Source organism: Malaciobacter pacificus, from assembly GCF_004214795.1.
GTDB lineage: Bacteria > Campylobacterota > Campylobacteria > Campylobacterales > Arcobacteraceae > Malaciobacter_A > Malaciobacter_A pacificus.
The window spans coordinates 411,489-436,389 of record NZ_CP035928.1 but is presented as its reverse complement, the minus strand read 5'-3'; the positions used below and the strand labels follow the sequence as shown (position 1 = coordinate 436,389).

The 24,901-nt window shown below is 27.7% G+C and carries 17 protein-coding genes; 2 read left to right on the top strand and 15 right to left on the bottom strand.

The features are described from left to right. The first annotated feature begins 1 nt into the window (after position 1). Entirely contained in the window at positions 2–1,849 is a 1,848-nt protein-coding gene (locus tag APAC_RS02220; protein ID WP_130232562.1) for an HsdM family class I SAM-dependent methyltransferase, read from the top strand. A gap of 99 nt (positions 1,850–1,948) precedes the next feature. Here the strand turns inward: APAC_RS02220 and APAC_RS02215 are convergent, their stop codons facing one another. The 8 genes from APAC_RS02215 to APAC_RS02180 form a co-directional block, all read right to left on the bottom strand. Then, a complete protein-coding gene (locus tag APAC_RS02215) occupies positions 1,949–2,656 on the bottom strand; it encodes a DUF445 domain-containing protein (RefSeq protein WP_130232561.1) in 708 nt (235 codons plus the stop codon). Between the two features lie 63 nt (positions 2,657–2,719). Next, positions 2,720–6,475, bottom strand: coding sequence for a choice-of-anchor I family protein (locus tag APAC_RS02210; RefSeq protein WP_130232560.1), 3,756 nt, complete (start codon positions 6,473–6,475; stop codon positions 2,720–2,722). Positions 6,476–6,711: 236 nt separating this feature from the next. After that, on the bottom strand, positions 6,712–10,743 hold the full coding sequence (locus tag APAC_RS02205) for a 5'-nucleotidase C-terminal domain-containing protein (RefSeq protein ID WP_130232559.1): 4,032 nt from the start codon (positions 10,741–10,743) through the stop codon (positions 6,712–6,714). 196 nt (positions 10,744–10,939) lie between these two features. Next, a complete protein-coding gene (locus APAC_RS02200; protein WP_130232558.1) occupies positions 10,940–11,251 on the bottom strand; it encodes a hypothetical protein in 312 nt (103 codons plus the stop codon). Then, entirely contained in the window at positions 11,248–11,730 is a 483-nt protein-coding gene (locus APAC_RS02195; protein ID WP_130232557.1) for a DUF1007 family protein, read from the bottom strand. The genes APAC_RS02200 and APAC_RS02195 overlap by 4 nt, the downstream gene beginning before the upstream one ends. Further along, complete coding sequence (locus tag APAC_RS02190; protein WP_130232556.1) at positions 11,727–12,458, bottom strand: nickel/cobalt transporter; 732 nt, start codon at positions 12,456–12,458, stop codon at positions 11,727–11,729. The genes APAC_RS02195 and APAC_RS02190 overlap by 4 nt, the downstream gene beginning before the upstream one ends. After that, positions 12,455–14,206 carry a hypothetical protein gene (locus tag APAC_RS02185; protein WP_130232555.1) on the bottom strand — a complete coding sequence of 584 codons (1,752 nt, stop codon included), beginning with the start codon at positions 14,204–14,206 and terminating at the stop codon, positions 12,455–12,457. The genes APAC_RS02190 and APAC_RS02185 overlap by 4 nt, the downstream gene beginning before the upstream one ends. Before the next feature lie 178 nt (positions 14,207–14,384). Beyond that, positions 14,385–15,581: an IS110 family RNA-guided transposase gene (locus APAC_RS02180; protein WP_130232234.1), complete on the bottom strand. Its 1,197-nt coding sequence runs from the start codon at positions 15,579–15,581 to the stop codon at positions 14,385–14,387. Between the two features lie 242 nt (positions 15,582–15,823). Here APAC_RS02180 and olsF point away from each other — a divergent pair, with 242 nt between their 5' ends. Next, complete coding sequence (olsF, locus tag APAC_RS02175; RefSeq protein WP_130232554.1) at positions 15,824–17,536, top strand: bifunctional ornithine lipid synthase OlsF; 1,713 nt, start codon at positions 15,824–15,826, stop codon at positions 17,534–17,536. 6 nt (positions 17,537–17,542) lie between these two features. Here olsF and APAC_RS02170 read toward each other — a convergent pair whose 3' ends face one another. The 7 genes from APAC_RS02170 to lptE form a co-directional block, all read right to left on the bottom strand. Further along, positions 17,543–18,073 (bottom strand): rhodanese-like domain-containing protein, encoded by a 531-nt coding sequence (locus APAC_RS02170; RefSeq protein WP_130232553.1) that lies wholly within the window; start codon positions 18,071–18,073, stop codon positions 17,543–17,545. 102 nt (positions 18,074–18,175) lie between these two features. After that, positions 18,176–19,789: a cation:proton antiporter gene (locus APAC_RS02165; protein WP_130232552.1), complete on the bottom strand. Its 1,614-nt coding sequence runs from the start codon at positions 19,787–19,789 to the stop codon at positions 18,176–18,178. Positions 19,790–19,800: 11 nt separating this feature from the next. Continuing rightward, a complete protein-coding gene (locus APAC_RS02160; protein WP_130232551.1) occupies positions 19,801–21,921 on the bottom strand; it encodes a DEAD/DEAH box helicase in 2,121 nt (706 codons plus the stop codon). Further along, the gene (locus tag APAC_RS02155) at positions 21,908–22,345 is read right to left on the bottom strand and encodes a bactofilin family protein (protein ID WP_130232550.1); all 438 of its coding nucleotides are present in this window, start codon (positions 22,343–22,345) and stop codon (positions 21,908–21,910) included. The genes APAC_RS02160 and APAC_RS02155 overlap by 14 nt, the downstream gene beginning before the upstream one ends. Continuing rightward, positions 22,294–23,202, bottom strand: a complete 909-nt coding sequence (locus APAC_RS02150; RefSeq protein ID WP_130232549.1) for a M23 family metallopeptidase — start codon at positions 23,200–23,202, stop codon at positions 22,294–22,296. Before APAC_RS02150 ends, APAC_RS02155 begins: the two co-directional genes overlap by 52 nt. After that, positions 23,192–24,361 carry a folylpolyglutamate synthase/dihydrofolate synthase family protein gene (locus tag APAC_RS02145; protein WP_130232548.1) on the bottom strand — a complete coding sequence of 390 codons (1,170 nt, stop codon included), beginning with the start codon at positions 24,359–24,361 and terminating at the stop codon, positions 23,192–23,194. The genes APAC_RS02150 and APAC_RS02145 overlap by 11 nt, the downstream gene beginning before the upstream one ends. Beyond that, the gene (lptE, locus tag APAC_RS02140) at positions 24,358–24,900 is read right to left on the bottom strand and encodes an LPS assembly lipoprotein LptE (RefSeq protein WP_228255935.1); all 543 of its coding nucleotides are present in this window, start codon (positions 24,898–24,900) and stop codon (positions 24,358–24,360) included. Before lptE ends, APAC_RS02145 begins: the two co-directional genes overlap by 4 nt. Between the last annotated feature and the right edge of the window lies 1 nt (position 24,901).

Here is a 24,901-nt window from a genome sequence, read left to right as displayed (position 1 = left end):
TTTGAATCAGTCAGTTTGTAAGTTCCTAAAAGATTATGGAACAGATGAATATTCTATAAATAGATTATTAGTTTCATCTTTTGTTATTCAGCATAAAATAACAAATATTCAAAACCTTCTAATTAAAAACCTTTTAATTAATGAAGATGAATTAGAATATGGAATATTAATACAGTTCTTAGAACTTATTAAAGAATCCAATAAACACTATTATTTTGAAGAGTTAGTTGAATTTTTTGAGTTTGTAATTTCCCCATCAGATAAGTTAGTTAATGGTGCTATTTATACTCCAAAAGATATTAGAGAATTTATAATAGAAGAAGTGTTTTCAACGGTGAGTAAAAACTCTGCTAAAAAGATAACAGTAGCTGATATAGCTTGTGGATGTGGAGGGTTTCTAATTGATTCAGCTTTAGAAATTAAAAAGTTAACAAACAAGTCTTTTAAAAGTATATTTAGAGATAATATTTTTGGTATTGATATTCAGAAGTATAGTATTGAAAGAACGAAAATCCTTCTATCTTTATTAGCATTAAAGTATGGTGAAGATACTAAAGAATTTGAGTTCAACCTATTTGTAGGTGATTCTCTTGAATATAAATGGCAAGATGAAAATAAGAAAATTAGAGAAAATAAAGGTTTTGATATTATAGTAGGGAATCCACCTTATGTGTGTTCTAGAAATATGAATAATGAAACAAAAGAACTAATGAAAAATTGGAGTACATGTAAAACAGGGCACCCTGATCTATATATTCCATTTTTTCAAATTGGATATGAACTTTTAAAGCCCAAAGGTATACTTGGATATATAACAGTTAATACCTTTATAAAAAGTCTTAATGGTAGAGCAATAAGAAAATATTTCAGTGACAATCAAGTTGATTTAAAAATCATTGACTTTGAACATGAGCAAATATTTAACTCAAGAATGACTTATACTTCAATTTGTTTTTTAAAAAATATAAAATCGGAGACAGTTAAATATACTCCTTTAAAAAGATTAGGCTTAAAGAATAATATTATCTATGAAAAATACAAATATATAGATTTATCAATTTCTAAAGGATGGTATTTAAAAAATAAGAATATAGTAAATAAAATAGAAAAAGTAGGTACTCCTTTTGGAGAAATATATAACACTAAAAGTGGTATAGCAACATTAAAAAACAATGTTTTCATATTTAAACCAATAAAAGATACTAAAAAATACTATTACATAGATAAAAATACTAAAATTGAAAAAAGTATTTGTAAAGATATTGTTAATTCAAATTTACTAGTTAAAACAGATAAAATTAATAATATTATTGAAAAAATTATTTTTCCATATGAGTATAATGAAGAAAATCAAATTTATGTGATTTCAGAAGATAAGTTTATAAATGACTATCCCTTTGCTTACCACTATTTATTATCTAATAAAGATGCATTAGTTAATAGAGATAAAGGTAAAGGTAAAGATTATAAATATTGGTATGCTTTTGGTAGAAACCAATCTTTAGAAAGATATAAATATAAACTACTATTCCCTCAAATGGCAAGAGAAGGGTTTAAAAGTTGTTTTGTAGAGAATGAAGATATATATTTTTATAATGGTATGGCTGCTATGGCAGAGACTAAAGAAGAGTTAAAAATATTAGAACAAGTTTTTAAAACTGATATCTTTTGGTTGTATGTAAAAAGTATTAGTAAACCTTATGCTTCTAATTATTTTTCTCTTGGAAAAAACTATATAAAAAACTTTGGGATATCTGACTTAACAGAAGAGAAAAAAAAGTATATTTTAAATGAAAAAGAAATTGACAAGCTAAATAAATTTTTTAATAATATATATTTAAATCATTAATCAATCAACTATTATCAAAAACTATTGGCTTTTTTTAATTTGTAGTAAAAAATGTAGTAAAACTATACTACATTTTTCATATAAAGCCTAAATAAAGAGCTACACTATTAAAGTTGAAACAAACCCAATAAGTCCACCAAAAACTGCACCCCAAATCACAAGCCATCCAAGATGTTCTTTTATCATATCTTGCACTATTTGTTTAACCATTTTAGGCGTTAATTCATCTAATCTTGAACTTACAATTTCACTTAACTTACTATGAACATCTTTTGATAAATCTTCTGATTTTAAACTCTCATCTAAAACTTTATTAAAAGCTTCACTACTTGTAATATCAATTATAGATTTTTGAAGTTTTTTTATAAATGGCTCTTTTAAAGGTTCAAGTGCCGCTTCACCTCCAAACATGCCTAACATTCCACCAAAACTTGATTCCATAACTGCTGTTTTTAATGAGTCATAAGCTGGAGTAAAATCTGTTTTATTTAAAATTTTTTCAAAATCTATTGTATTTTTTGCACTATTTACTTCTGTTTGAAAAAACTTTGTTAAGTGTTCTTGAGTGAAAAATTGATTCGTTAAAAGATTATGAATTGATGATTTAAACTGTTCAAATTTGTTTTCAATAACTCCACTTCCATATAAAAATGGAACTTTATGAAAAAGCATATGAATCGCAAGTGTATTTGTAACTGCTCCACTTAGAGCAAATAAACCAATCATAAAAATTGTATCATTGCCATTTGAATAACCATATGCCATGATTAAAACAGTAAGTAAGTTTGTAATATCTGATTTATTCATTATGATAATCTCCCTTAATAATAAGGGATTTTATCATAACTTTTTAAAAGAGTTTTTTAAAGTTTATTTGATTTCATATACAGCTGTTGTTCCACTAACTTCAAAAGCAACTAGTAATAGTGCATTTCCAGTAGGAGAGTTTTCAGCATCAACAAAACTCATACCTTCAGGTGAAATATCACCTTGTGCTTCAGTATTTATAAACTTAACAAATTTTGCATTTTCAGGAGTTGTAATATCATAAACTACAATTGCATTTTGTCTTTCTAATCCTACAAAAGCATAAGTTTGTGTTCCTATTTTCCCAACAGTTAAAGCTTCAGGTTCAACACCTTTATTTCCACTTCTACCATCAATTTCACCTTCATCTTGGTTAAATAAATTTGGCATCATTTTAGATGTTAATTTAGAAAGTGCATCACCACTATCCCAAACTAAATTTGCTTCATCATCCCAAATAGTAAAACTTCTTGCACCATAAGTATATAATTCTTCATATAAACCATCGTTATTTGAATCACCCATATCAGTTACTACTTTTAAGTCATTTTCATCTTCATAAGCAGCAGCTATTGAAGAGTCTAAGTCTAACTTAGAGATTTTCTTTTCATCTACAAATACATCTTCATCTGCTGAATCTAAATACTCTCTTCCATCACCTTCATTAGCAGTAACTAAATAAGTTTTACCATCAACTTTATATGAAGAGATTGAGTCAGGCATATATAAACCTTTTAATCCTGGATAGTTTTTAAATAAAGCATATCCCTCTTCTTCAATATCAATTAAATTTTCACTAGAATAATCTTTAGCTCCTAAAGATTTAACAGCTATTACAACAGGAGTTGATGTACTAATATCAATTTTAGCTACTGCGTTATTTTCTTGTAATGTTACATAAGCGTAAGTTCCACTAACTGTAATATACTCTGGTTCTAAATCTAAAGCTTTATCATTACTTGGTGTTCCACCTAATCTAACTGGTGTTCCATCAAGTGCATCGCTTAATGTTGCATTTTCAAATCCAACCTCAGCATATCCATTTGCATTATCATCTTTATCAGTATTTGCAACAGTTACAATACCAATAGTTCCAGCAACATCAACATAAGTTCCCGAACTTGCATCAGGTTCACCTTCATTTGCAACAATCACTTTATTTCCATCTTCACTAAATGTTACCATATCAGGTAAATATCCAACTGTAGTTTGAGATACTAAAACTCCTGCTGTGTCAAAAATCACAACTTTACCTTTAGTATTTACTTTATCATCGCTTCCAACTGCAACGGCAACTTTTCCATTTGATACAGCAACACTTTGAACTCCTGCTCCATAAGCTGATAAATCAATAGCAGTTGTTGAACCTATTGTTCCATCTTCATTTATTGGTGTAATATCTAAAGTATTATTTTTACCATTTGTTGTAAACATTTTTTTTGAATCTTTATCAAAAGCAACAATCTCACTTCCACCTTCAACTTTTGTGTCTAGTGTAGCAATTTTTGTTACAGAGTCAATTGATTTTACATTTTCTAAAGAAGTTAAGTTTTTAAATGGCCCTACATAACCAAATGCTGACTCTCCTTCATCAGTTGAATCAAAACTTGGGTGTTGAGTTACAACAGATAAATATCCAAATCCATTTGCAAGTTCAGGATACCAAAATGGTGAAGTTGTTTCAGCACTTAAAGGTGTAGTAAAAATTCTACTTAACTCTTCAGTTTTTACATTATAACTCCAAACAACATTATTTTGATGAACACTTGAACCAGCATCTTCTCCAATAATTAATACATCAGAGTTTGGTAAGAAAGTTACATTATCAGGGTTTGCAATACCATTTACATCACAAGAATTACCTGCATAAGTAGTTCCTTCTGCATAAGAAATAGGATTCCCAGATAAAATTCCATACATATTTTCAACAACATATTTTGAAGGTATTACAGACTCATTTGTATCTTTTACACTATTAGTTGAAACATCTAAAGCATAAATTCCTCCACACTTATTAGCTTCAACTTTTATATCATCATTTCCACCTAAATCATTAGATGAATCTGCGGCCATACCTTTTGAAACTTCACTCATAGCAACATATAACTTTCCAGAGTTTTTATCAAAAGTAATACCCTCTTCTTTTCTAAACTCAGTTGTAGCACCCATATAAGCTGCATATCTTCTAGTTTCTAATCTAGATGCTGCTAATTCCATACCCTCTTTTATTTTTAAACACTCATGTCCTGCACTTGTATTAATAGAAACATACCCTTGTGTACAAGAACCATCTGTTCCTTCACTAATATCAAAAATATCAGCAAATGTTGGAGCATCATTTGTAGTAATATCCCCATCAGGGTCGATAATTGCTCTAATTTGTTCATTTGTAGCATGACCTAAAGAGATCCATTGAATATCTGCTTCACCTAAACCAATACCAACTTCAGATGTTTGATTCCATTTTGCAGCATATAATGTTCCAGCACTTAAATCTTTAGCAGTATCAGATACATACATAAATAATCCAACATTTGTACCATCATCACTCATGTAAACTGTTTTATTATCAGGCATTACATAAGATAATTCATGGGAAAATCTTCCCATTGCATAATGTTTTGAATAAACTGGTTTTTCATTTTCAATTTTTACTTCAGGAGTCCATCCATAGTAATATGCACTATAATCATTCTCTCCCCAGTATTTCTTTAGTTCTAAATGATAACTATTTTTACTAGTGTCTTTTGCATCTGGCTCATACTCTTCAGAAGATAAATGAGAAGACCAAGGTGTTGTTTGACCTGCACAGTGAACAAATCCACCAAACTCATCTTTTTGAGAGATATATTGAAGTGTATCTTTTTTTGCAATTAGTTCACCATCTCCTTTTTGCTCTAATTCCATCATATACATAGAACCTAGTGCACACTCATATTGAGAAATAGCAAAGATTTTCCCATCTACATTATGTAATGAAGTAAAATCCATTCCTGAACCTTCTTCTCTATTTTCAGCACCTTTAGAACCATTACAAATATAAGGACTTCCATCTTCAAATGTAATTAATTTATCTTGATAATCTTTTGATTGTCCTAAAACTTCTCCATTTCCTTCTAATCCAGTTCTAAAAATAGTTTTATATGAAATTGCTTGTTCTTCATCATTAATCATAACTTTTGAGCTAGCTTGTTGTGTAAGTTTATCATCACTTGAAACTGGTGTTTCAATCTCTTCAAATCTAACATCTACTCTTTTAGCAGTTTTAGCTGAAGAGATTTTTGCTTTATTTGATGCAAATTTATCTTTTAAAAATTTACCATTTGAGTCTGTTAAAGCTGCAAAACCTGAACTTGCTTCTAAATCTTCACTTAAACTATCAAAAGAAGTAAAATCACTTATATCATCAGTTGCACTTTTAAATGCATCAGAAAGAGATACTTTCCCTGCACTTGAAAGTTCAGCTTGACTTAAACCTGTTGCAGCAGAAATATATCCCCAAATTGCACCTTGAGATACATTAGGGTTTTTTGTAGTGTCTTCTAAAATTGATTCAATTGTAAGATTTGCAGATGGATTTGCTTTTAACTTAACTCCTCCAAAAGTAAATTCACACTCACTTCCTGCTATATATGAATATTTTCCATTTTCATCTGTAGTTTTTTCTCCATCTCCACAGTCATAAGTAATATTTCCTAAAGCTGGATTTAATTGTAGTGTACCAGTTGAAGTAGTAGTATTACTTGAACTTCCACAACCAACAAACGTAAAAGTAGCTAAAAGTGCACACGCACTTAAACTTAGATAGCTTTTATTCATTTTTTGCTTCCTTATTTGATTTTTATATTTTTTAAATGAGCATGTATTGTAAAAAGTAACAATTACACTTTGATAACATTTTTCTAAGTGGTAACTATTATCAATAGATAATAATGGTAAAAATTACATATTTATGGGGATTTTATAAAATTAAAAAAAATCTAAAAAATCTAAAATGGTATCAAATAGAAGAGATATTTAGAGTTGTTTAACTCTAAATATCTTTAATAAGTTAATTATTTAAGTCCTACAAAACTTTTTATAGGATGGTCTTGAGCAGGTAGTTTTGTCACTAATTCATTATTTGCAGCTTTAGTTTCAACATATTTTACAAAACTCATAGCATAGTCTAAATATGTATCTGTACCAACTCCTCTTTCATCTTGAACTGATTTAAATGTTAAATAACCATCTTTACCACCAGCTGTATAAGAGTTAGTCACAATAGTATATAAAGTTGTATCATCAGATAAATTTAAAGTAGACCAAGTTCCAGTTTCTCTATCTTTCATTTCTAGATTTTGAATTCTATTTCCTGCTTGAGCACTTGCATCAACATCATATTTTAATCCATAAGAATAAGGGAATGAACCAGTTGAAACTGTCATATCCTCACCACCATAAAATGCTTCTTCAATAGCATCCTCTAACACATCTTTAATCTCTTGAGCTTTCATTTTAATTTCAAATAAAGTATTTGCAAATGGTAATAATGTATAAGCATCACCCATTGTAATATTTCCTGAATCAATTTTAACTCTAACTCCACCTGCATTTTGAATACAAGCATCTGCTAAATTACTTAAATCATAAAATGATTTAGCAACAATTGGAGCGATATCTGAACCTAATGGTAAATTACTAACACCATCTTTCATATCTCCTGGAATTCTGTTATGACCTAAAGTTTCTGAAGCTTCACCAATAACTAAAGCTTTTTTTACATCTACTTGATTTTCATAGTTTTTAATTACATTTAAAGTAGCTTCATCTTCAACTACAACTTCAATATTTTTATTATCACTAATTACTTCATTTACTGTTGATAAAAGATTTTCATCAATTGAATCTGTACCTACTAATAATCTTGGAGTACCACTACAGTCAATTACTTCACCATCTTTATTAAATACAACATCTAAATCACCTAAGATATGTCCATATTCCCAAGCTTGAACTACACAAACTTTATTTCCATCTTTATCTGAAACTTTTGTAGGATAATCATTTGAAACACTTGATAATCCTAATTTAGAAAAATCTCCAAGTAATGAATGAGAATCTCCACCAACAATAACATCAACTCCACTTAATTGAGGTGCCATTGCTAAATCATAATCATAACCTTGATGAGTTAATAATACTACTCTATCAACTCCATTGTCTTTTAATTCATCAATATATTTTTGAGCTGTTTCTATTTCATTTAAGAATGTAATTGTATCACTTGGATTAGATGAGTTTTTAGTTTTACCTACAATATCAATTCCAATTACACCAACTTTTTTACCATTTATCTCTTTTACAATATAAGGCTTCCAATAATTTTCTAAAATATTTCCACTTTGTGGTACAACATTTGAAGAGATAACCGAAATATCTTCATTTAACATATCTAAGAAAGATTTTAAGCCCTCATCTCCATCATCAAACTCATGATTTCCTAAAGCATAAGCATCCCACTTAATCATATTCATAGCAGCAGCATCAGCTTCACCTTTAAATAATGAGTAATATAATGTACCTTGAAATACATCACCTGCATTTAAAATTAAAGAGTTTGGTTTATTTTTCTTTAACTCATCTAATTTTGTTACATATCTAGCATATCCACCTACATCAAACTCAATTTCAGTTCCATTAATCTCTAAATCCATCCCTTCACTTGAAATATGTGAATGAGTATCGTTTACATGGAAGATAGAAACAGTATCTGTTGCTTCTAATTTAGTTAGATTTTTAAATGGTCCTACATAACCAATAACAGACTGACCAGCATCACTTGTTTTATCATCTGGATGTTGTGTCACAACTGACATATATCCATAACCATTTGCTAAATCTGTATACCAAAATGGAGAAGTCGTTTCAGCACCAATAGGAGTAGTAAATACTCTTGTTAACTCTTTTGTTTGTACATCATAAGCCCAAACCATATTATTTTCATGTTTACCAGTATCTTCACCAATCATTAAAATGTTTGAATTTTCTAAGAAAGTTACATTATCTGGATTAGAAATTCCATTTACGTCACAACCATTTTCTGAATAATCTGAATTTTCATCATAAGTTGTTGGATTACCTTCTAAAATTGAGTACATGTTATTTACAACATATTTAGATGAAATACTATTTTTTTCTAAATCCATAGCCTCATTAGCATTTACATCAAGGGCATAAATAGCTCCACAACTATTGTATTGCACTTTAATATCATTATTTCCACCAATATCGTATTTAGTTTCACTCTTTCCAGATTTTTGCTTATCTTCCATTCCTCTTTCAACAGAACTCATAGCAACATATAAAGTTCCAGTATTTTTATCATATGTAATACCTTCTTCTTTTCTAAATTCAGTTGTTGCTCCCATCATAGCTGAGTATCTTCTTGTTTCAAGTCTTGAAGCTGCTTTTTTCATACCATCTTTGATTTTTAAACACTCATGTCCTACACTTGTATTTATTGAAGTATAACCTTCTGAACAAGTTCCATCTGTTCCATCAACTGCATCAAAGATATCTGAGAATTTTAATCCATCATTAGTTGAAACATCACCATCTGGATCTAAATATTCTCTAATTTCACTATTTGTAGCATGCCCTAAATTAATCCATGAAATATCAGCTTCACCTGCACCAACACCAACTTCAGATGTTTGTTCCCATTTTGCAGCATATAATGTACCTGATGTTAAATCAGTTGGTTTATCTGCAACAAACATATATAATCCAACATTTGTACCATCATCACTCATATAAACTGTTTTATTATCTGGCATTACATAAGATAATTCATGGGAAAATCTACCCATCGCATAATGTTTTGAATAATCAGCTTCACCCTCTTGTGTGATTTTTACTTCTGGTGTCCAACCATAATAATATGGACTCATCTTTTCAAAATCACCACCCCAGAATTTTACAGTTTCATCATAAGAAGTACTCCCAACTGCTTTATCAAACCCAGCTTTTTCTACTGCTCTTGCATCATTTTCATACTCTTCTGAACCTAAATGAGACTCCCAAGGTGTTTTTTGTCCTGCACAGTGAACAAAACCACCAAATTCATCTTTTTGAGAAATAAATTCTAATGTACCCTCTTTAGGAGTTAAAGCACCAGTTTCCTCATTTTGAACTAACTCAGTCATATACATAGCACCGATTTGACACTCAAATTGAGAAACCATATATAATTTATCATTAACATTTAAAAAAGATGTATAGTCTAAGCCTGAACCAACACCTTCATTTGTACCATTACAAATATAAGGATTGCCATCTTCAAATGAAATAATCTTATCATTCATATCTTTAACTAATCCGAAAACTTCATCATTTGTATCTTTAAAACCAGTTTTCATAATAGGAGTGTAATTGATTTCTTGTTCTTCTCCATTTATATAAACTTTACTGCTTGATTGTTGAGTTAATTTTGTTTCTTCTTTTACAGGTGTAGAAATTCCTTCAAATCTAACATCAACTCTTTTTGTAGTTTTAGCTGAAGAAATTTTTGCTTTATTTGTTTCAAACTTTTCTTTTAAAGATATATCATTTTCATCAGTTAATAAAGCAAAATCATCATCATCTAATAGTGCTGTTTCAAATCTATCAAATGAAGAAAAATCAGTAATATCATCAGTTGCATTTTTAAAATCATCTTTTATATGAGCTTTTCCAGCTTTTGATAATTCAGCTTGAGATAATCCAGTCGCAGCAGAAACATATCCCCAAATTGCATCTTGTGATATATTAGGATTTTTTGTAGTGTCTTCTAAAATTGATTCAATTGTAAGATTTGCAGATGGTGTTGCTTTTAAAGTAACTCCACCAAAAGTAAATTCACACTCATCTCCTGAACTAAATTTATATTTACCACTTTCATCTGTAGTTCCACTAGTAGAACCACAAATATAATCAATATTACCAAGAGTTGGATTTAATTGTAATGTACCTGATGAAGTAGAAGAACTATTAGAACTTCCACAACCAACAAACGTAAAAGTAGCTAAAAGTGCACATGCACTTAAACTTAGATAGCTTTTATTCATTTTTTGCTTCCTTATTTGAATTTTATATTTTTAAATGAACAAGTATTGTAAAAAGTAACAATTACACTTTGATAACATTTATCAAGATGGTTAGTAAAATGATTTAAAAAAAATAGTTTGTAAGCTCTATTTTTAGGTAGGTTAAAGAATAGTTGATAAGTTTAATAAGAATTAATGGTAACTAAAAAAATTACCATTAATCAAATATTTTTACATATAAATGCTCTGGCGTTTTTCTTAGATAAAACTCTAACTTAGAAGGTTTTATATCAGATTTTATGTTTATTGAATTTTTTAAAAAAGGAAATCTTTTATCTACTATCTGCTTATCATTTTTATCAAGTAAACGAACTGAATACAATCCGCACTTGTTTTTACTATTACTAGCACAATCTATTTTTGCAGTTTTTGAATCTTCATCATAAGATACAGCTAAATCTATTGTATAACTTACAGGATGTGAAAATCCAATAGTTGCAAATAAAAATATTAATAATAACTTTTTCATTTTAATACTCCAATACAATAATCATATTCACTTTTTTGAATATCTGTTTTATAATTTGTGTTTAATTTATCTAATTTATAAGCAAGCATTATTTTTTCATCCATTGTACATATTGTAGTATCACTTGAAAGATGAAAAGGTATATCAAAAACTATACTTAATCTTTTTTTATCAAAAACTAAATCAACATTTTTAGGTTCAATGTTAAATTCCGTTTCCTCATTTGCTAAAAATATATTATAATTGTTCTGTTTTAATTTAAAAAAATGAGAGTTTAAAAACTCTATTTTTTCTTCTTCATCTAATATTTTATTTTTATTCTTATCAAAATCAAACATCAATATTTTTGAATTTAATCTATCAAATTTCCAAATATTTTTTATATTTTCATTTGAAACTTCCAAACTTGAATCTAAAAAATAGTGAGGATGTGCATATAAACTTATTGTTAAAAAAATAAATAGACTTAACTTTTTCATACTAATAGTATAGCCCCCATTGAAAATAACACAGCAATTCCACCATAAGTAATAATATTCATAATTGAGCTAAGATTCTTACTTTTTGATTTTTTTATTTGTGTTGATAAAATAGCAGCTAATGAAATTGTGATTCCCATTCCAATACTCATAGTTATAGCACTTAAAATTCCAAGATTTATATATCCTAAGATTATAGAAAAAAGAACTATTGACATAACACCAGGACAGGGCACAATTCCTATACTCATCGTGACTGCTAATAAGCTTTTATTTCCTACTCTTTGAAACTTTTCTTTTTCATTTCTATCTTTATATGTTTCATATAATAAAAATAGAGCTATTGCTATAATAAATATAGCCGATATCTTATATATATTCGTATTTATATCAGAAAAATATTTTGTAATTGCACTTTCAAAAAATAGATATAGTACAAAAGTAATAGCTAAAGCAGAAATTGTGTGAATAATAGAAGTTAAAAAACCTGCTTTAAAAGCTTCTTTCATTTTTGCACCTTTAACTAAAAAGTAGCTTGCAATTACCATTTTTCCATGACCTGGCCCTAAAGCATGAATCAGCCCATAAATAAAAGAAACAGCTAAAATATACATAAACATACTATTATCACCTGATTCTAATTTATCAAAAGAATCACTTATTGTTAAATTTATTTTTTGCTGTGTACTTATTACAAAGTTTAAAAAACTATCATAAAAATTTGTCATTGTTCAACCTTTTGTAAATGAGTCATTGTTCCAGCTTTCAACTCTTTATGTACATTAATAGCTGGTTTTACATGTACGTCTCTTCCATAAATATAACTTTGTTCATCAACAATCACTTTGTATGCTTTATTTAAAGTAATTGCTCTTTTCTCACTTGGAAGAATTAAGTAAGAGATATCATTTTTTATTTTTTCTAACTCTTTTTGCTTAAATTTCCACTCTTGTTTTAAAATAGCTTTCGGATCTTCTAATTTAGTAATCAAATCTTTTTCAATATTTTCAGCATCTTTTTCCCAATTCTTTTTGAAAAATTTTTCTACAATCTCATCATTTGCTCTTAACTCATCACCTGCACTATTCTCTTTTAAATATCTAACATATTCTGTTTGTCCATTAGGAAGTTTTTTATCAGGAATTCCTTCGATTCCTTTTTGTGTCCAGTGATACCAACCATCTAAATAAGAGCCCTTTTCTAACTTTCTTTGATATACAAAAGTAGAATCAGCAATTGCTCCAATATTACTATGACATCCCATACAATAAAGAGTTTCTTCATAAGTTTGAGGTCTTAAATCACCTTTTTTATCTTCAATAAAACCTTGATAATACCAACCTCTTTTATTTCCAAGTCCAGTCTCTAAATTACCTAAATATACATCTAATCTATCAGGGAAATCATGCCTTTCTTTAATATCAGCAAGGCCGAGATTATTTAATTGAGCATAAGTATTCCAATTTATTTTTTTTGCATATCTAAACTCTTTTAATCTTGATGACATTTTGATTTTTTTATCTTTACTAATATCAATATATCTAACTGTATGAGCGAACTCAGTTCCAATAGGATAAAGTCCAGGAGCAATTTTTAAAGTATTATCTTCCAAAAGTTTTTTTGCTTCTCCTACATAACTCATTGAAAAATCATAAATTTTTCTAGTTTTCATATCATACTTTGGTTTTATCCAATTAAATACAATTTGAGATGCAATATCTAATTTTCCATTTTGGTTTAAATCTACCCCATACTTTTTTTCATCAGTATTCTCAATATCAAGTGTTTTTTGCTTGATTAAAGATTCAATAATTAATAAATTAGTTTTATATACTTCTAAATCAAACTTTCCTGATTCATCATTTTGGAACTCTTTTGAAAGCCTTATTAAAACATCATCTGTACTTCCATTTGTTGGCCAAAATGTTCCTAAAAATGGTTGGTATGAAAAAGCTCTCCATCCTGTATATTTATTATCATTAGTTCTATCAAAACCTTCATTATCAAATTTGAAGTTTATATCAGGGATATAACCATCCCATTTACCATTGTTATTGAAATCCCAATCTTTATTTAAATTTTCTAGTTTAGACTTTAAAATAATTTCGCCATCTTTATTTTTATAGTTATCTTCTCTTATATAATCCAATATAGATTTATCACTGATTTTTGATATTTGTTTAGTTCTATCTTTGTAAAGATTAGTCCATCTATTTTTTAATGCATGAGAAGGGAAATCATAAGCTTCTTGTAAATCATCATCTAATAATGTATAGTTTGGTTTTTTATTTTTTACATGGCAACTAAAACATGGATTATGTAATATATTTTCGTTGGCATTATTTGTTGTTTTTGTGTAGCACTGACTTGGTATATATGCAGTTTTGTTATATAGTTTTTTTGATTTTAAGTCTATCTCACTACTAAAAGCAGTTGTAGAAATTAAAACACTAAGTAACATAATTCTTTTAAACATAAAATATCTCCCATAAATTTGAGACTTATTATAAATTTAATCCATTACAAAATGATAACAACACTTATTATGGTTACCTCTAAAAAAAGTGTTACCTTTTTGTAATCAAAGGTAACTACAATTGCATTAAGGAGTCAACTATAAAGAAACCTAACTAAAAAACAAAGATTTTAAAGTTTCATTTGGAAACACCTAAAGCTAAATTTTCATCAAATTTGGTTTTGTTCTTTAACATTACAAATATTGTTTTTAGAAGTTTATTTGCAACAGCAATAACAGCTTGTTTGAATTTTTTACCTTCTTCTCGTTTTTTAGAGAAATAGAGTTTAAATTTTTCACAAGAACGAATAGTACCAATTGCCATTTGCCAAATAGTTCTTCTAAGGTTTGCATTACCTCTTTTAGAGATTTTGCCCCTATAGTTGATTGAAGTACCACTTTGTCTAACTGATGGGTCAATTCCTATAAAAGCACATAGTTGCTTTACGGAATTAAACTTATCAACAGAGGATACTTCAACCATAAAGTTTTTAGAAGTTACTGCTCCAATTCCTGGTATTGATTGTACTATATCAATATCATTGTTTATATCAGTATCTTCTAAAGAGTTTTCCAACTCAGAATCTAGAATAGATAATTCATCTTGAATAGCTATTAATCTTCTAATTTTAGAAGTTAAAACCTTTTCAAGATATTTATCGGATACGGCGATAGAAGTTTTTGCTAAGGCTAATATATCCTTTGCAGTAATTTTAACTTTATTGCCACTTGTATCATCTAAGATTCGTTGGATGGTCTTTTCCCTTAAGTTCCTAATTGCTTTACGGCTAGGAGCTTTAAGGAGCAGATTTAAAATGCTCTTTGTAAATATATTTGTGTTCTTTAACAATTCAGGGAATAATTGCACTAAATTAGCTTTTATTTCAGTTTTTAATCTTGCTACATCTTTCGAGAGGTTTTCTCTTTCACGGATAAGCGGTCTAATATTTTCAATATTATTAGTACTAGCAAGATGTAAAGATTGATATGATTTTAAACTAAATAGAGCAATTGAAGCTGCATCTTTTTTATCATTCTTAGTTTTTCTAAGGGTAGTTGAACCAATAAAACTCTTTATGAGTATTGGATTAATCACTACACACTTAAAACTATTTTCTAATAAAAAAGATAATAGTGGTAAATGATAAATACCAGTTGCTTCCATTGCTATTAAAAGCTCTTCTTTAGGATATGTGGATAAATACTCTACTAAAGTATCAAATCCATCTCTATTCATTGTAAGCTTTACTTCTAGTTTAATTTCACCACTATTTTCAAGTAGTGTTAAATCAAAGCTATCTTTAGAAATATCTATTCCTATGAATTGTTTATACATCACAAATACCTTTACAAATGTTATTTTACATACAAACAGATAAGTAACCTTACTTTTATCCTATCTCCATAATGACAGAAGCTCGAAGCTTAATCAACCTATTGGGATTTGAAGTAAGTGATAGACTCCTTGGAGATTTAATAAAACTTCATTAAAAGTTCTATCATTGATCTAAAAAAAATGTGATCATCTTACTTATCTCTTTGTATGTAATTATACAAAATTTATTAGTAGGAGAATAAATGATTGATGTACAAAAAGAGATAGAAAAGAAGTTTCCAAAAATAAAAGATAAACAAAGTTTTCTAAAAAAATCTTTATTTAAAATAGCGAAGAAAATAGTTCACGAAGACTCGATAAATCAGTTCTTACAACAAAATTCCCACTTAAAAGGATTTGATTTTGTAGATGCAGTTTTAGACTATTTTGATTTTGATTATACTGTTTCAAGTAGTGATATGCAAAACATCCCAACTACTGGTAAAGTTGTTATTATTGCTAACCATCCATTAGGTGGTTTGGATGCATTATGTTTACTTAGACTTATAGGTCAAGTAAGAAAAGATGTAAGAATAGTGGCTAATGATTTTCTAGTTGGATTTGAAGCAATAAATTCACTAATGATTCCAATAGATAATTATAAAATAAAGCAATCAAAGCAAGATATTAAAAATATTTACGATGCTTTAAATAATGAAGAAGCTATTATAATATTTCCAGCAGGAGAAGTAAGTCGTGCTACATCAAAAGGGATTAAGGACCCTACTTGGAATAAAGGTTTTTTAAATTTTGCAAAAAATACTAATGCTCCTATATTACCTATATTTTTAAATGCAAAAAATTCTAAAACTTTTTATACAATTTCATTATTAAATAAAACTTTCTCAACTCTACTTTTATCAAATGAAATGTTTAATAAAAAATCAAAAAGAATAAATATTAAAGTTGGAAAAATCATTCCAAATGAAAATATTATTCCCAAAGGTATTGATAAAAAATATCTTACAAATTTATATAAAAAACATCTATATGCTTTAAAAAGAGGGAAAAAATCATTTTTTGAAACTCAAAGTGCAATTGCGCATCCTGTAAATAGAAAAGATTTACTAAATGAACTTAAAAACTCTAAACTAATTGGAGAAACAAATGATGGGAAAAAAATCTATTTATATGATTATGTTGAGGACTCAATTGTACTAAAAGAATTAGGAAGACTAAGGGAGTTATCATTTAGAAAAGTTGGTGAAGGAATCAACAAAAAAAGAGATACAGATAAATATGATATTTATTATCAACACATCATCTTATGGGATGAGAATGATTTAGAGATAGTTGGTTCATACAGAATAGGTAATAGTGATTTTATATATAAAAATATTGGTGTAAAAGGTTTTTACTCATATAATCTATTTAAATACCAAGATGATTTTGTTCCATACTTAAGAAACTCTATTGAGCTTGGAAGAAGTTTTGTACAACCAAAATACTGGGGAACTAGAGCTTTAGATTATTTATGGTATGGAATTGGGGCTTATTTAAAAAATAACCCAAATATTAAATATATGTTTGGGCCTGTTTCTCTTAGTGCAACTTACCCAAGAACAGCAAAGGATTTAATGGTATTTTATTATGACCATTATTTTGGTCAAGAAAAGAACTTTGTTAACCCTGTACAGCCATATCAATTTTCAAATACTCAATCAGAAATAAAAGAGTTATTTAGTCTTGAAGATAAAAAACAAGATTTTAAAATATTAAAATCAAGTCTGGGGAACATGAATGTTTCAGTTCCAACACTATATAAGCAATATAGTGATATAGCTCAAGATGGTGGAGTAAAATTTTTAGGATTTAATATCGACCCTAATTTTGGTGATTGTATTGATGGATTTATATTAGTTGAAGTTGATAAAATAAAAGAAAGTGCAAAAAAAAGATATATAGATAAAAAGTAGAAATATCTACTTTTTATCTATTGGTTTTACACAATGTTCAGCATAATAGCTACCGAACTTTTGTTTAGAACCTGTTTTATCCTTTGATAAAGAATATTTTGTAACCACAGGATTACACTCATCAATCCAAGTAACCATTGGATAAATTTTTACTTTTTTAAATCCCATATCTCTAAATTTAACTGCATCAATAGAAGCTCTTGAAGCAGTATTACAAACAACTATTAAATTTGGTTTTACAAAGTTATCATCCATATCAGTAACAATACTTTCTAAAGCTTTTTCAGGTGCTTGTCTACCAATTCTTTGGCTTCCTTCAATAAATCCACCTGACCACTCTTCAATTGTTCTAACATCAACTACAGCCCAATCTTTAGCTTTTAAAGCATCTTTTACATCTTGAGTTGTTGCAAAATTACCATCTTTTTTTGCCTGAGCTTTTAAATCTTTTGATAAAGACTTATAATTGATAAAACCTTCAGCAAACATAGTTGAAGCTAGTACTCCAACTCCTAGTAAAATATTTCCAAATCTCATAATCTCTCCTTAAATTATCTAAGAAGAGTTTATATTAATAAAGATTACATATAAGTTAAAACTATAATTTATTTTTTATAATTATTATAATTAATTATAATACTAACCGATTCGACATAACATAACCTCATCAACAACTGCTTTTGCAATTTGGTCTGTTTCAACAATAACGTGCTCTAAATGTAAAGTATCTAATATAACTTTATCATTTTCACTAGTTACTGTTACAATTGTTTTACTGTTGTGTGTTAAAGAATCTACTGCCTCACAAATTAAATGTAAAGCTTCTGGGTTATTAACAGCAACAATTACAGCTGATGCTTTTTTAATATTTAATGAGTTTAATATATGTTTTTGAGCAGCATTTCCAAATACAATTGGCTCACCCCTACTTTGACCTAATTGGAAGAACTTAATATTGTGTTCTAATATCACATAGTTTTGATTGAAGTTTTTTAACTGCTTTACAATTGATTGTCCAAATCTACCATAACCTAATACAACAACGTGATTTTCTGTATCAACATCAACTTGATTAGTATTACAAGCCATCATAACATCTTCAGGAACAAGTTTTGCAGCTGCTTTAGATAAATTCTTTAAAATAATTGGCGTTAAAATCATAGAAATTACAATAGTTACAATTAATACTTGAGAATAAGTTGGATCTACTAAATCTTGACTTCTTGCAATCTCTAATATTGCAAGTGAAAACTCACCAATTTGAATTAAAGATAATGCTGTTTTAAAAGCAACTCTTTTGTTATCTTCAAACCTAACTAATGTATAAATAATTAAGTATTTTAAACCCATTAAAGCAGGTAGTAAAATTAAAATTATAAATATATAATCAGCAATTACACTAAAGTTAATTTGCATACCAACTGTAATAAAGAATACACCTAATAAAATATTTCTAAAAGGAATTAAATCAGCTTCAACTTGATGTTTAAATTTAGTCTCTGCAATTAACATACCTGCTACAAAGGCACCTAAAGAGTATGTAAATCCAAAGTAATAAGCTAAATAAGAAGAACCCATTGCAAGTAATAAAACAGAAGCAACGAACAGTTCATCAGATTTCGTATTTGAAACATGTGTTAAAAATGGTTCTAATAAATATTTTCCAGTTACATATAAAAGTCCAAGTAAAACAATTGCGGCTAAAATTGTTTTTCCGATCATTAAAGTAACACTACTTCCCTCACCCATAGTAAAAAATGATATCATTAAAAGAATTGGAATTACAGCAATATCTTGCATAATTAAAATTCCTAAAACTCTTCTACCATGAGGTCTATTTATCTCTTTTGTTTCATTAAATGTTTTTAAAACAATTGCTGTTGAAGAAAGAGCAAGGGCTGCACCAATAATTAAAGATGTTTGAGTTCCAAGACCTATTGCAAATTTTGAAATTATAAATACCACTAGTGCAGTTACAACTATTTGAAGAGTTCCTGTAAAAAATACCTCTCTTTTCATCTTTTTTAAATGCTCTATTGAAAACTCCAATCCAATAGTAAACATTAAAAAAACAACACCAAACTCTGCTATCTCTTTTAATTCATGATTATTAACAGCATCATGAAGATTAAATAAATATGCGATTATAGTTCCTGTAACAATATAACCAATAATGGTTGGTAAATGAAATCTTTTTAGCAGTAAGTTTATAACTAATGCTATAAGTGTTGTAGAAACAATTATTCCTAACATATTTATGCTCCTTATTTGTAATGCATTTGTTTATATCCATCTAATCTTTTTTTATAAGATGAATTTAACATAGCATTTTTTGAATCTAAAAAATCAATAGCTAAGCACTCTTGATTACCTCTACCAATTCGACCTAAGTATTGAATTAATCTTCCATAATAAGAAATTGGTGTTGCAAATAAAATAGTATTTAAATGAGGGAAGTCTATTCCTTCTCCAAAATATGATGTTGTTGCAAGTATTAAGGATTTTTCTTTTACAAGCTTCATATTCTCAACTTGTTGTTTTTTATTCATGCTACCATGAACACAAACAAAATCTATACCCTCATTTTCTAGAAGAGTCTCTAGTAAATTTATATGCTCTATTCTATCAGTTAAAACTAAAATTTTTCTTTTAATATTATCTTTTATTGCACTTATTATTAAATCATTTCTCTTTTCATCAACACATAACTCATTGATGATAGTAGAGTAGTTTTCAGCATCACTAACAAAATCCGTTCTAATTATCTTTAACTTATTATAGTGTGTTCTTTTCTTTTTATACTCATAAGATATATCACCTAATTGTTGAAATAAAATAGGGTCTAATCCATCTTTTCTATTTGGAGTTGCACTTAAGCCCAAAATATATTTACCCTTAAAGTTTTTTATGATTTGCTCAAAAGTAACTGCTGGTATATGATGACATTCATCTACAATTACAAAAGAGTAGTTATTAATAATACTTGGGTCATTTTTTAAACTTTGCATTGTGGCAACATCCATATAACCATTAAGTTTATTATGACCTTTTCCTAGATAACCAATATCTTTTTTAGAATATCCAAAATAATCAACAAATCTTTCTATCCATTGGTTTAAAAGCATATTTTTATTCACAACTATTAGTGTATTACAAGCTCTTTGTTCAAACATTTTTGCACCAATTAAAGTCTTACCAAAACCAGGAGGTGCAACACAAATAGAAAAGTCACTTTTCATAATTCCATCAATTGCATCATTTTGTTCTGGTCTTAATTTAAATTGTACTTTTTTTGTTTCAATATTACTAAAGACTCTTTTATCTTCAATAGAAAACTTCACATCATTTTCATTAAAAAAGTCAATAATCGTTTGATATAAGCCTCTAGGAAGCATTAAATGTCTTTCATCTTCTTCAAAAGATTTTATAACTCTTGGAGTATTATAAAGTGGCTTTCTAAGACTAAGTAAAACTTTTATTTGAGGATTATCAAAAGAAGAGAATGCTTTTAATTTATTAATTAAACTTTTTGATAAATGTAAAGTTGGGATATAAATATAATCAAATAATACAATTTCAATATTTTCAATTGGAAACTCAATATCATCAAACTCTTTTACAATACTTACAAGTTCAGAGTTTTGAGAATATGTATATATAATCTCTTTAGAAACTTTTTTTACTGAATTTAGCACCATCCATTGGTCTTCATATATTTTATTTGTATTAGCATCAATAAATACAGTTTTATTTCTATTTCTATACTCTAAATGTAAAGGTAACTCTAAAGGCATTCCTAAACTTGCTTTTGTAGCAAACTCTTTATTTGGAAAAACTTTTGCGGAGATATTTGCTTTTTTTAAAATAAATTGTGCAAAGTTAAATACTACTTTCGAAGAGATTTCCTCTTCTAAAAAAATCCAAGCTACTAAACTATTATGAGAGTTTAACTCATAGTATGCTCTTACATTAACAGAGTTTAGTGCAATTTGTAATTTAAATTTATCTTCATCAAGTATTTCAAAGGCTATAAACTTTGATTTATTTTGTAAGTTTATACAATAAGTTGCTAAAAAAGATTGTCCTCTTAAATGCTCTTCAATCTCTTTATTTGTTAAAGGTAGATAATCTTCACCTCTAAATGTTTGAGTTACAGGAAAGAAATTTTGTTTTGTTCCCTCTTTATTTATCCATTTTTTTGCATAAATATCAAATCTTGCTATAAATAAAGATTTAAATATATCTATTTTTTCATCTTTAGAAAAGTTTCTTTTTTGTGAAATTAACTCTTGTTCTTGTATTTGTTGCTCAAGCTCTAAAATCTGCTTTTCTATTTCTTCTTTTTTTGTATAAAGTGTTTCTAGTTTCTTTTTAAGATTTATCATGACCTATTATATTAGATGGCGAGACAACGATGTTATTAATTTTATTCTCAACTTCATTATATTTACTTTTTAGTTCAGAATTTTTTCTAATACCTCTACCTTCAAACTTCCCATTTGTTTCTATTATAAGTTCATTATATCTCATATCTCCTATAACTTTTCCTTGAGATAAAATTTGAACTTCATTACAATCAATTTTTCCATCAAAAAGTCCATTTACAACTAAATTATTGGCTTTAATATCTCCAATCACTTCACCCTTTGGACCAATAGAAATTACATTAGCTTCTAAAATAACACCTTCAAACTTTCCATCAATATGAACTGTTCCTTTTGTACTAATACCACCAATAATACAAGTACCTTCTGCAATTATCGTAGCTGAGTTTGATGACTGTTTATCAGACTTACTAAAGACTCCCATTCTATCTTCCTCTCTTTTTTAAATATTTCTTCAAAATTACTTAGATTCCAATCCACAAATCTTCTTGGATTTAAAACCATATTTGCATATCTAACTTCATAATGCAAATGTGGAGCTGTACTTCTACCACTGTTTCCAACTAAACCTAGAATTTGACCTTTTTTTATAATATCACCAACATTTACAAAAGTTTTTTCCATATGAGCATATACAGTTTTAAAACCATAATTATGCTGTACTTTTACAACCCTTCCATAATCTCCAATATTTCTACTTTGAACATACTCAATAATCCCATCAGCAGTTGCTCTAATTGGAGTTTTTCTAGGTGCTGCCATATCTAAACCTCTATGAAACTGTCTTTTTTTAGTTACAGGATTAATTCTGTAACCAAAATTTGATGAGTATCTAAATTTTTCTAAAGGCTTACCATTTGGAATAAGGTTAAGTGCATATTTCTTTTTATTTTCATTTATAGTATCTAAAGTTTTTTTAGTAATTTCTTCTTTTGTATCATCATCTTCAATACCAATTATAGTATGAATTTCATCAAGTTTTGAGCTTAATTCTTCTATATCTTGCACTTTACTTTTTATTTGCATTGAATATAATTTATTTTGAGATACTAATTTATCCTCTTTTTCTTTTAAGATATTTAGTTGAGTTTCTTGGTTTTTCTTTGATTGTTTAACTTGTTCAACTTCGCTTGTTAAATAATTAATAAATAGAAAACTTCCTGCTAGTAAAATAAAAGTAGCTGTTAAAATTATAAAAAAGAATTTTCTAAAGAGTTGATGTATATTGTAAGATTTAGTACCTTTTATGTCTGATATTGTAATTATTAATCTATTTTTCATTAAAGCCTATTAAAGATAAAAATTTCTCAACTACTAAAAATGAACCAAAGACTAAATACTCTTCATTTTCATTTATTTCAAGTGAGTTAAATTGTATTATATTTAATTTATTTATAATTTCTAATAAATTATTTTTATCTACAATTCTTTTATCTTCAACAGGAATAATAATTATTTTACTTATTATTGGTTTTAATATACTTAATACTTTTTCATAATCCTTATCTTTGTAAGAATTATAAATCAAGGTAAGCTTCTTATCTTTAAATTCATTTACTAAAGCTCTTGCAGCAAGAGGGTTGTGACCAACATCAATAGTTACATTTGGTAAAACTTTTTGACATCTCCCAAAAAGTTTTACATCATCAAAAAGTTTTATATCAATATCAATATTTAATTGATTTAAACACTCAATAACTAAATGAAGATTTCTTTTTAAATATGAGGCAAAAGAGTTATTTAAAATATACTTTTCAAACTCTTTTACTTCAATAATCTCAATCTCTCTATTTCGCTCTTCTTTTATTTGTTTTTTTACTTCACTAGCAACTTCATAAACACTATCATGAAGTTGATATCCAATTATCATTTTATTATCAACTGAACGCATTTTTGTTTTAGCTATATCTTCAACACTATTACCTAAAAAGCTTTGATGATCTAAGTCAATTGTAGTGATTAAAGATAGATTGTTTTCAATCACATTTGTAGCGTCAAACTCACCACCAAGACCTGCTTCTAAAACAATATAATCCATATCTTTTGATAAGTATAAAGCCAAAAGTGTTGTGTACTCAAAATATGTCAATTTTTCTAAAAGTTCTACAGAAAGAATATCTTGAAGGTATTTGTGAGCTTTTTCTAAAGTTTCATCGCTTACATCACTTCCATTTATCCAAATTCGTTCATTGAATTTTACAATATGAGGAGAACTGTAATGAAGAACTTTATAATCTTTTTTAACTAAATAGTGAGCTAGAAATCTACCTGTACTTCCTTTTCCATTAGTTCCTACAAGATGAATCACAAAAGGTGTTTTAATTTTTGTTTTTAGTATTTCCCATGATCTATGAACAATAGAAAAATCGATTTTATCGTAGTAAAGTGTTTTGTGCTCTAAGAAGTGTTCTAAAGAACACTTTTTTAAATCATATCTCATTGTCTAAAAGAAGAAACTGCAATTTTTGATAAAACTTCATCAAGTGCATCTTCACTTGCATTTTTAATAGCATCAAATCTTTTTGTATCTGTAATTGTTGAACCATCATCAACAGAGAAGTTATGCTCTCCTGTAACAATAAATTTGTTAGTTTTATTAGTATCTTTTTTTGTATAGCTAACTAAAATATCTACAACTGCTTTATATAACTTATTATATCCATCAATATCATATTGTAGTGTTCTCATTTTTACAGAATTAATTTTTAAGTTCATAACAGTATCTGCTAAACTCTCATCATATACTAATTTAGAACCTATTTTTTGTGCTAATAATTGATTTATTGAATCTTTTATTAATACTGCATTTTTAGGGTCTTTTAAATCTACAAAAAGTTTAACAAAGACTTTACCGCTTAACTCTTTCTTTGCGTAATAAGTTGATGGTTTATATCCACATCCAGAAAATAAAGAGAGTGAAATAAAAGAAGTGAAAAGTACAAATAGTACTTTTTTTGAAATATTATTCATACTTTTCATA

Bases quoted from the DNA above. Each gene is read 5' to 3' on its own strand.
- APAC_RS02215 (WP_130232561.1), bottom strand. From the start codon at position 2,656: ATGAATAAATCAGATATTACAAACTTACTTACTGTTTTAATCATGGCA.
- APAC_RS02210 (WP_130232560.1), bottom strand. From the start codon at position 6,475: ATGAATAAAAGCTATCTAAGTTTAAGTGCGTGTGCACTTTTAGCTACT.
- APAC_RS02205 (WP_130232559.1), bottom strand. From the start codon at position 10,743: ATGAATAAAAGCTATCTAAGTTTAAGTGCATGTGCACTTTTAGCTACT.
- APAC_RS02200 (WP_130232558.1), bottom strand. From the start codon at position 11,251: ATGAAAAAGTTATTATTAATATTTTTATTTGCAACTATTGGATTTTCA.
- APAC_RS02195 (WP_130232557.1), bottom strand. From the start codon at position 11,730: ATGAAAAAGTTAAGTCTATTTATTTTTTTAACAATAAGTTTATATGCA.
- APAC_RS02190 (WP_130232556.1), bottom strand. From the start codon at position 12,458: ATGACAAATTTTTATGATAGTTTTTTAAACTTTGTAATAAGTACACAG.
- APAC_RS02185 (WP_130232555.1), bottom strand. From the start codon at position 14,206: ATGTTTAAAAGAATTATGTTACTTAGTGTTTTAATTTCTACAACTGCT.
- APAC_RS02180 (WP_130232234.1), bottom strand. From the start codon at position 15,581: ATGTATAAACAATTCATAGGAATAGATATTTCTAAAGATAGCTTTGAT.
- olsF (WP_130232554.1), top strand. From the start codon at position 15,824: ATGATTGATGTACAAAAAGAGATAGAAAAGAAGTTTCCAAAAATAAAA.
- APAC_RS02170 (WP_130232553.1), bottom strand. From the start codon at position 18,073: ATGAGATTTGGAAATATTTTACTAGGAGTTGGAGTACTAGCTTCAACT.
- APAC_RS02165 (WP_130232552.1), bottom strand. From the start codon at position 19,789: ATGTTAGGAATAATTGTTTCTACAACACTTATAGCATTAGTTATAAAC.
- APAC_RS02160 (WP_130232551.1), bottom strand. From the start codon at position 21,921: ATGATAAATCTTAAAAAGAAACTAGAAACACTTTATACAAAAAAAGAA.
- APAC_RS02155 (WP_130232550.1), bottom strand. From the start codon at position 22,345: ATGGGAGTCTTTAGTAAGTCTGATAAACAGTCATCAAACTCAGCTACG.
- APAC_RS02150 (WP_130232549.1), bottom strand. From the start codon at position 23,202: ATGAAAAATAGATTAATAATTACAATATCAGACATAAAAGGTACTAAA.
- APAC_RS02145 (WP_130232548.1), bottom strand. From the start codon at position 24,361: ATGAGATATGATTTAAAAAAGTGTTCTTTAGAACACTTCTTAGAGCAC.
- lptE (WP_228255935.1), bottom strand. From the start codon at position 24,900: ATGAAAAGTATGAATAATATTTCAAAAAAAGTACTATTTGTACTTTTC.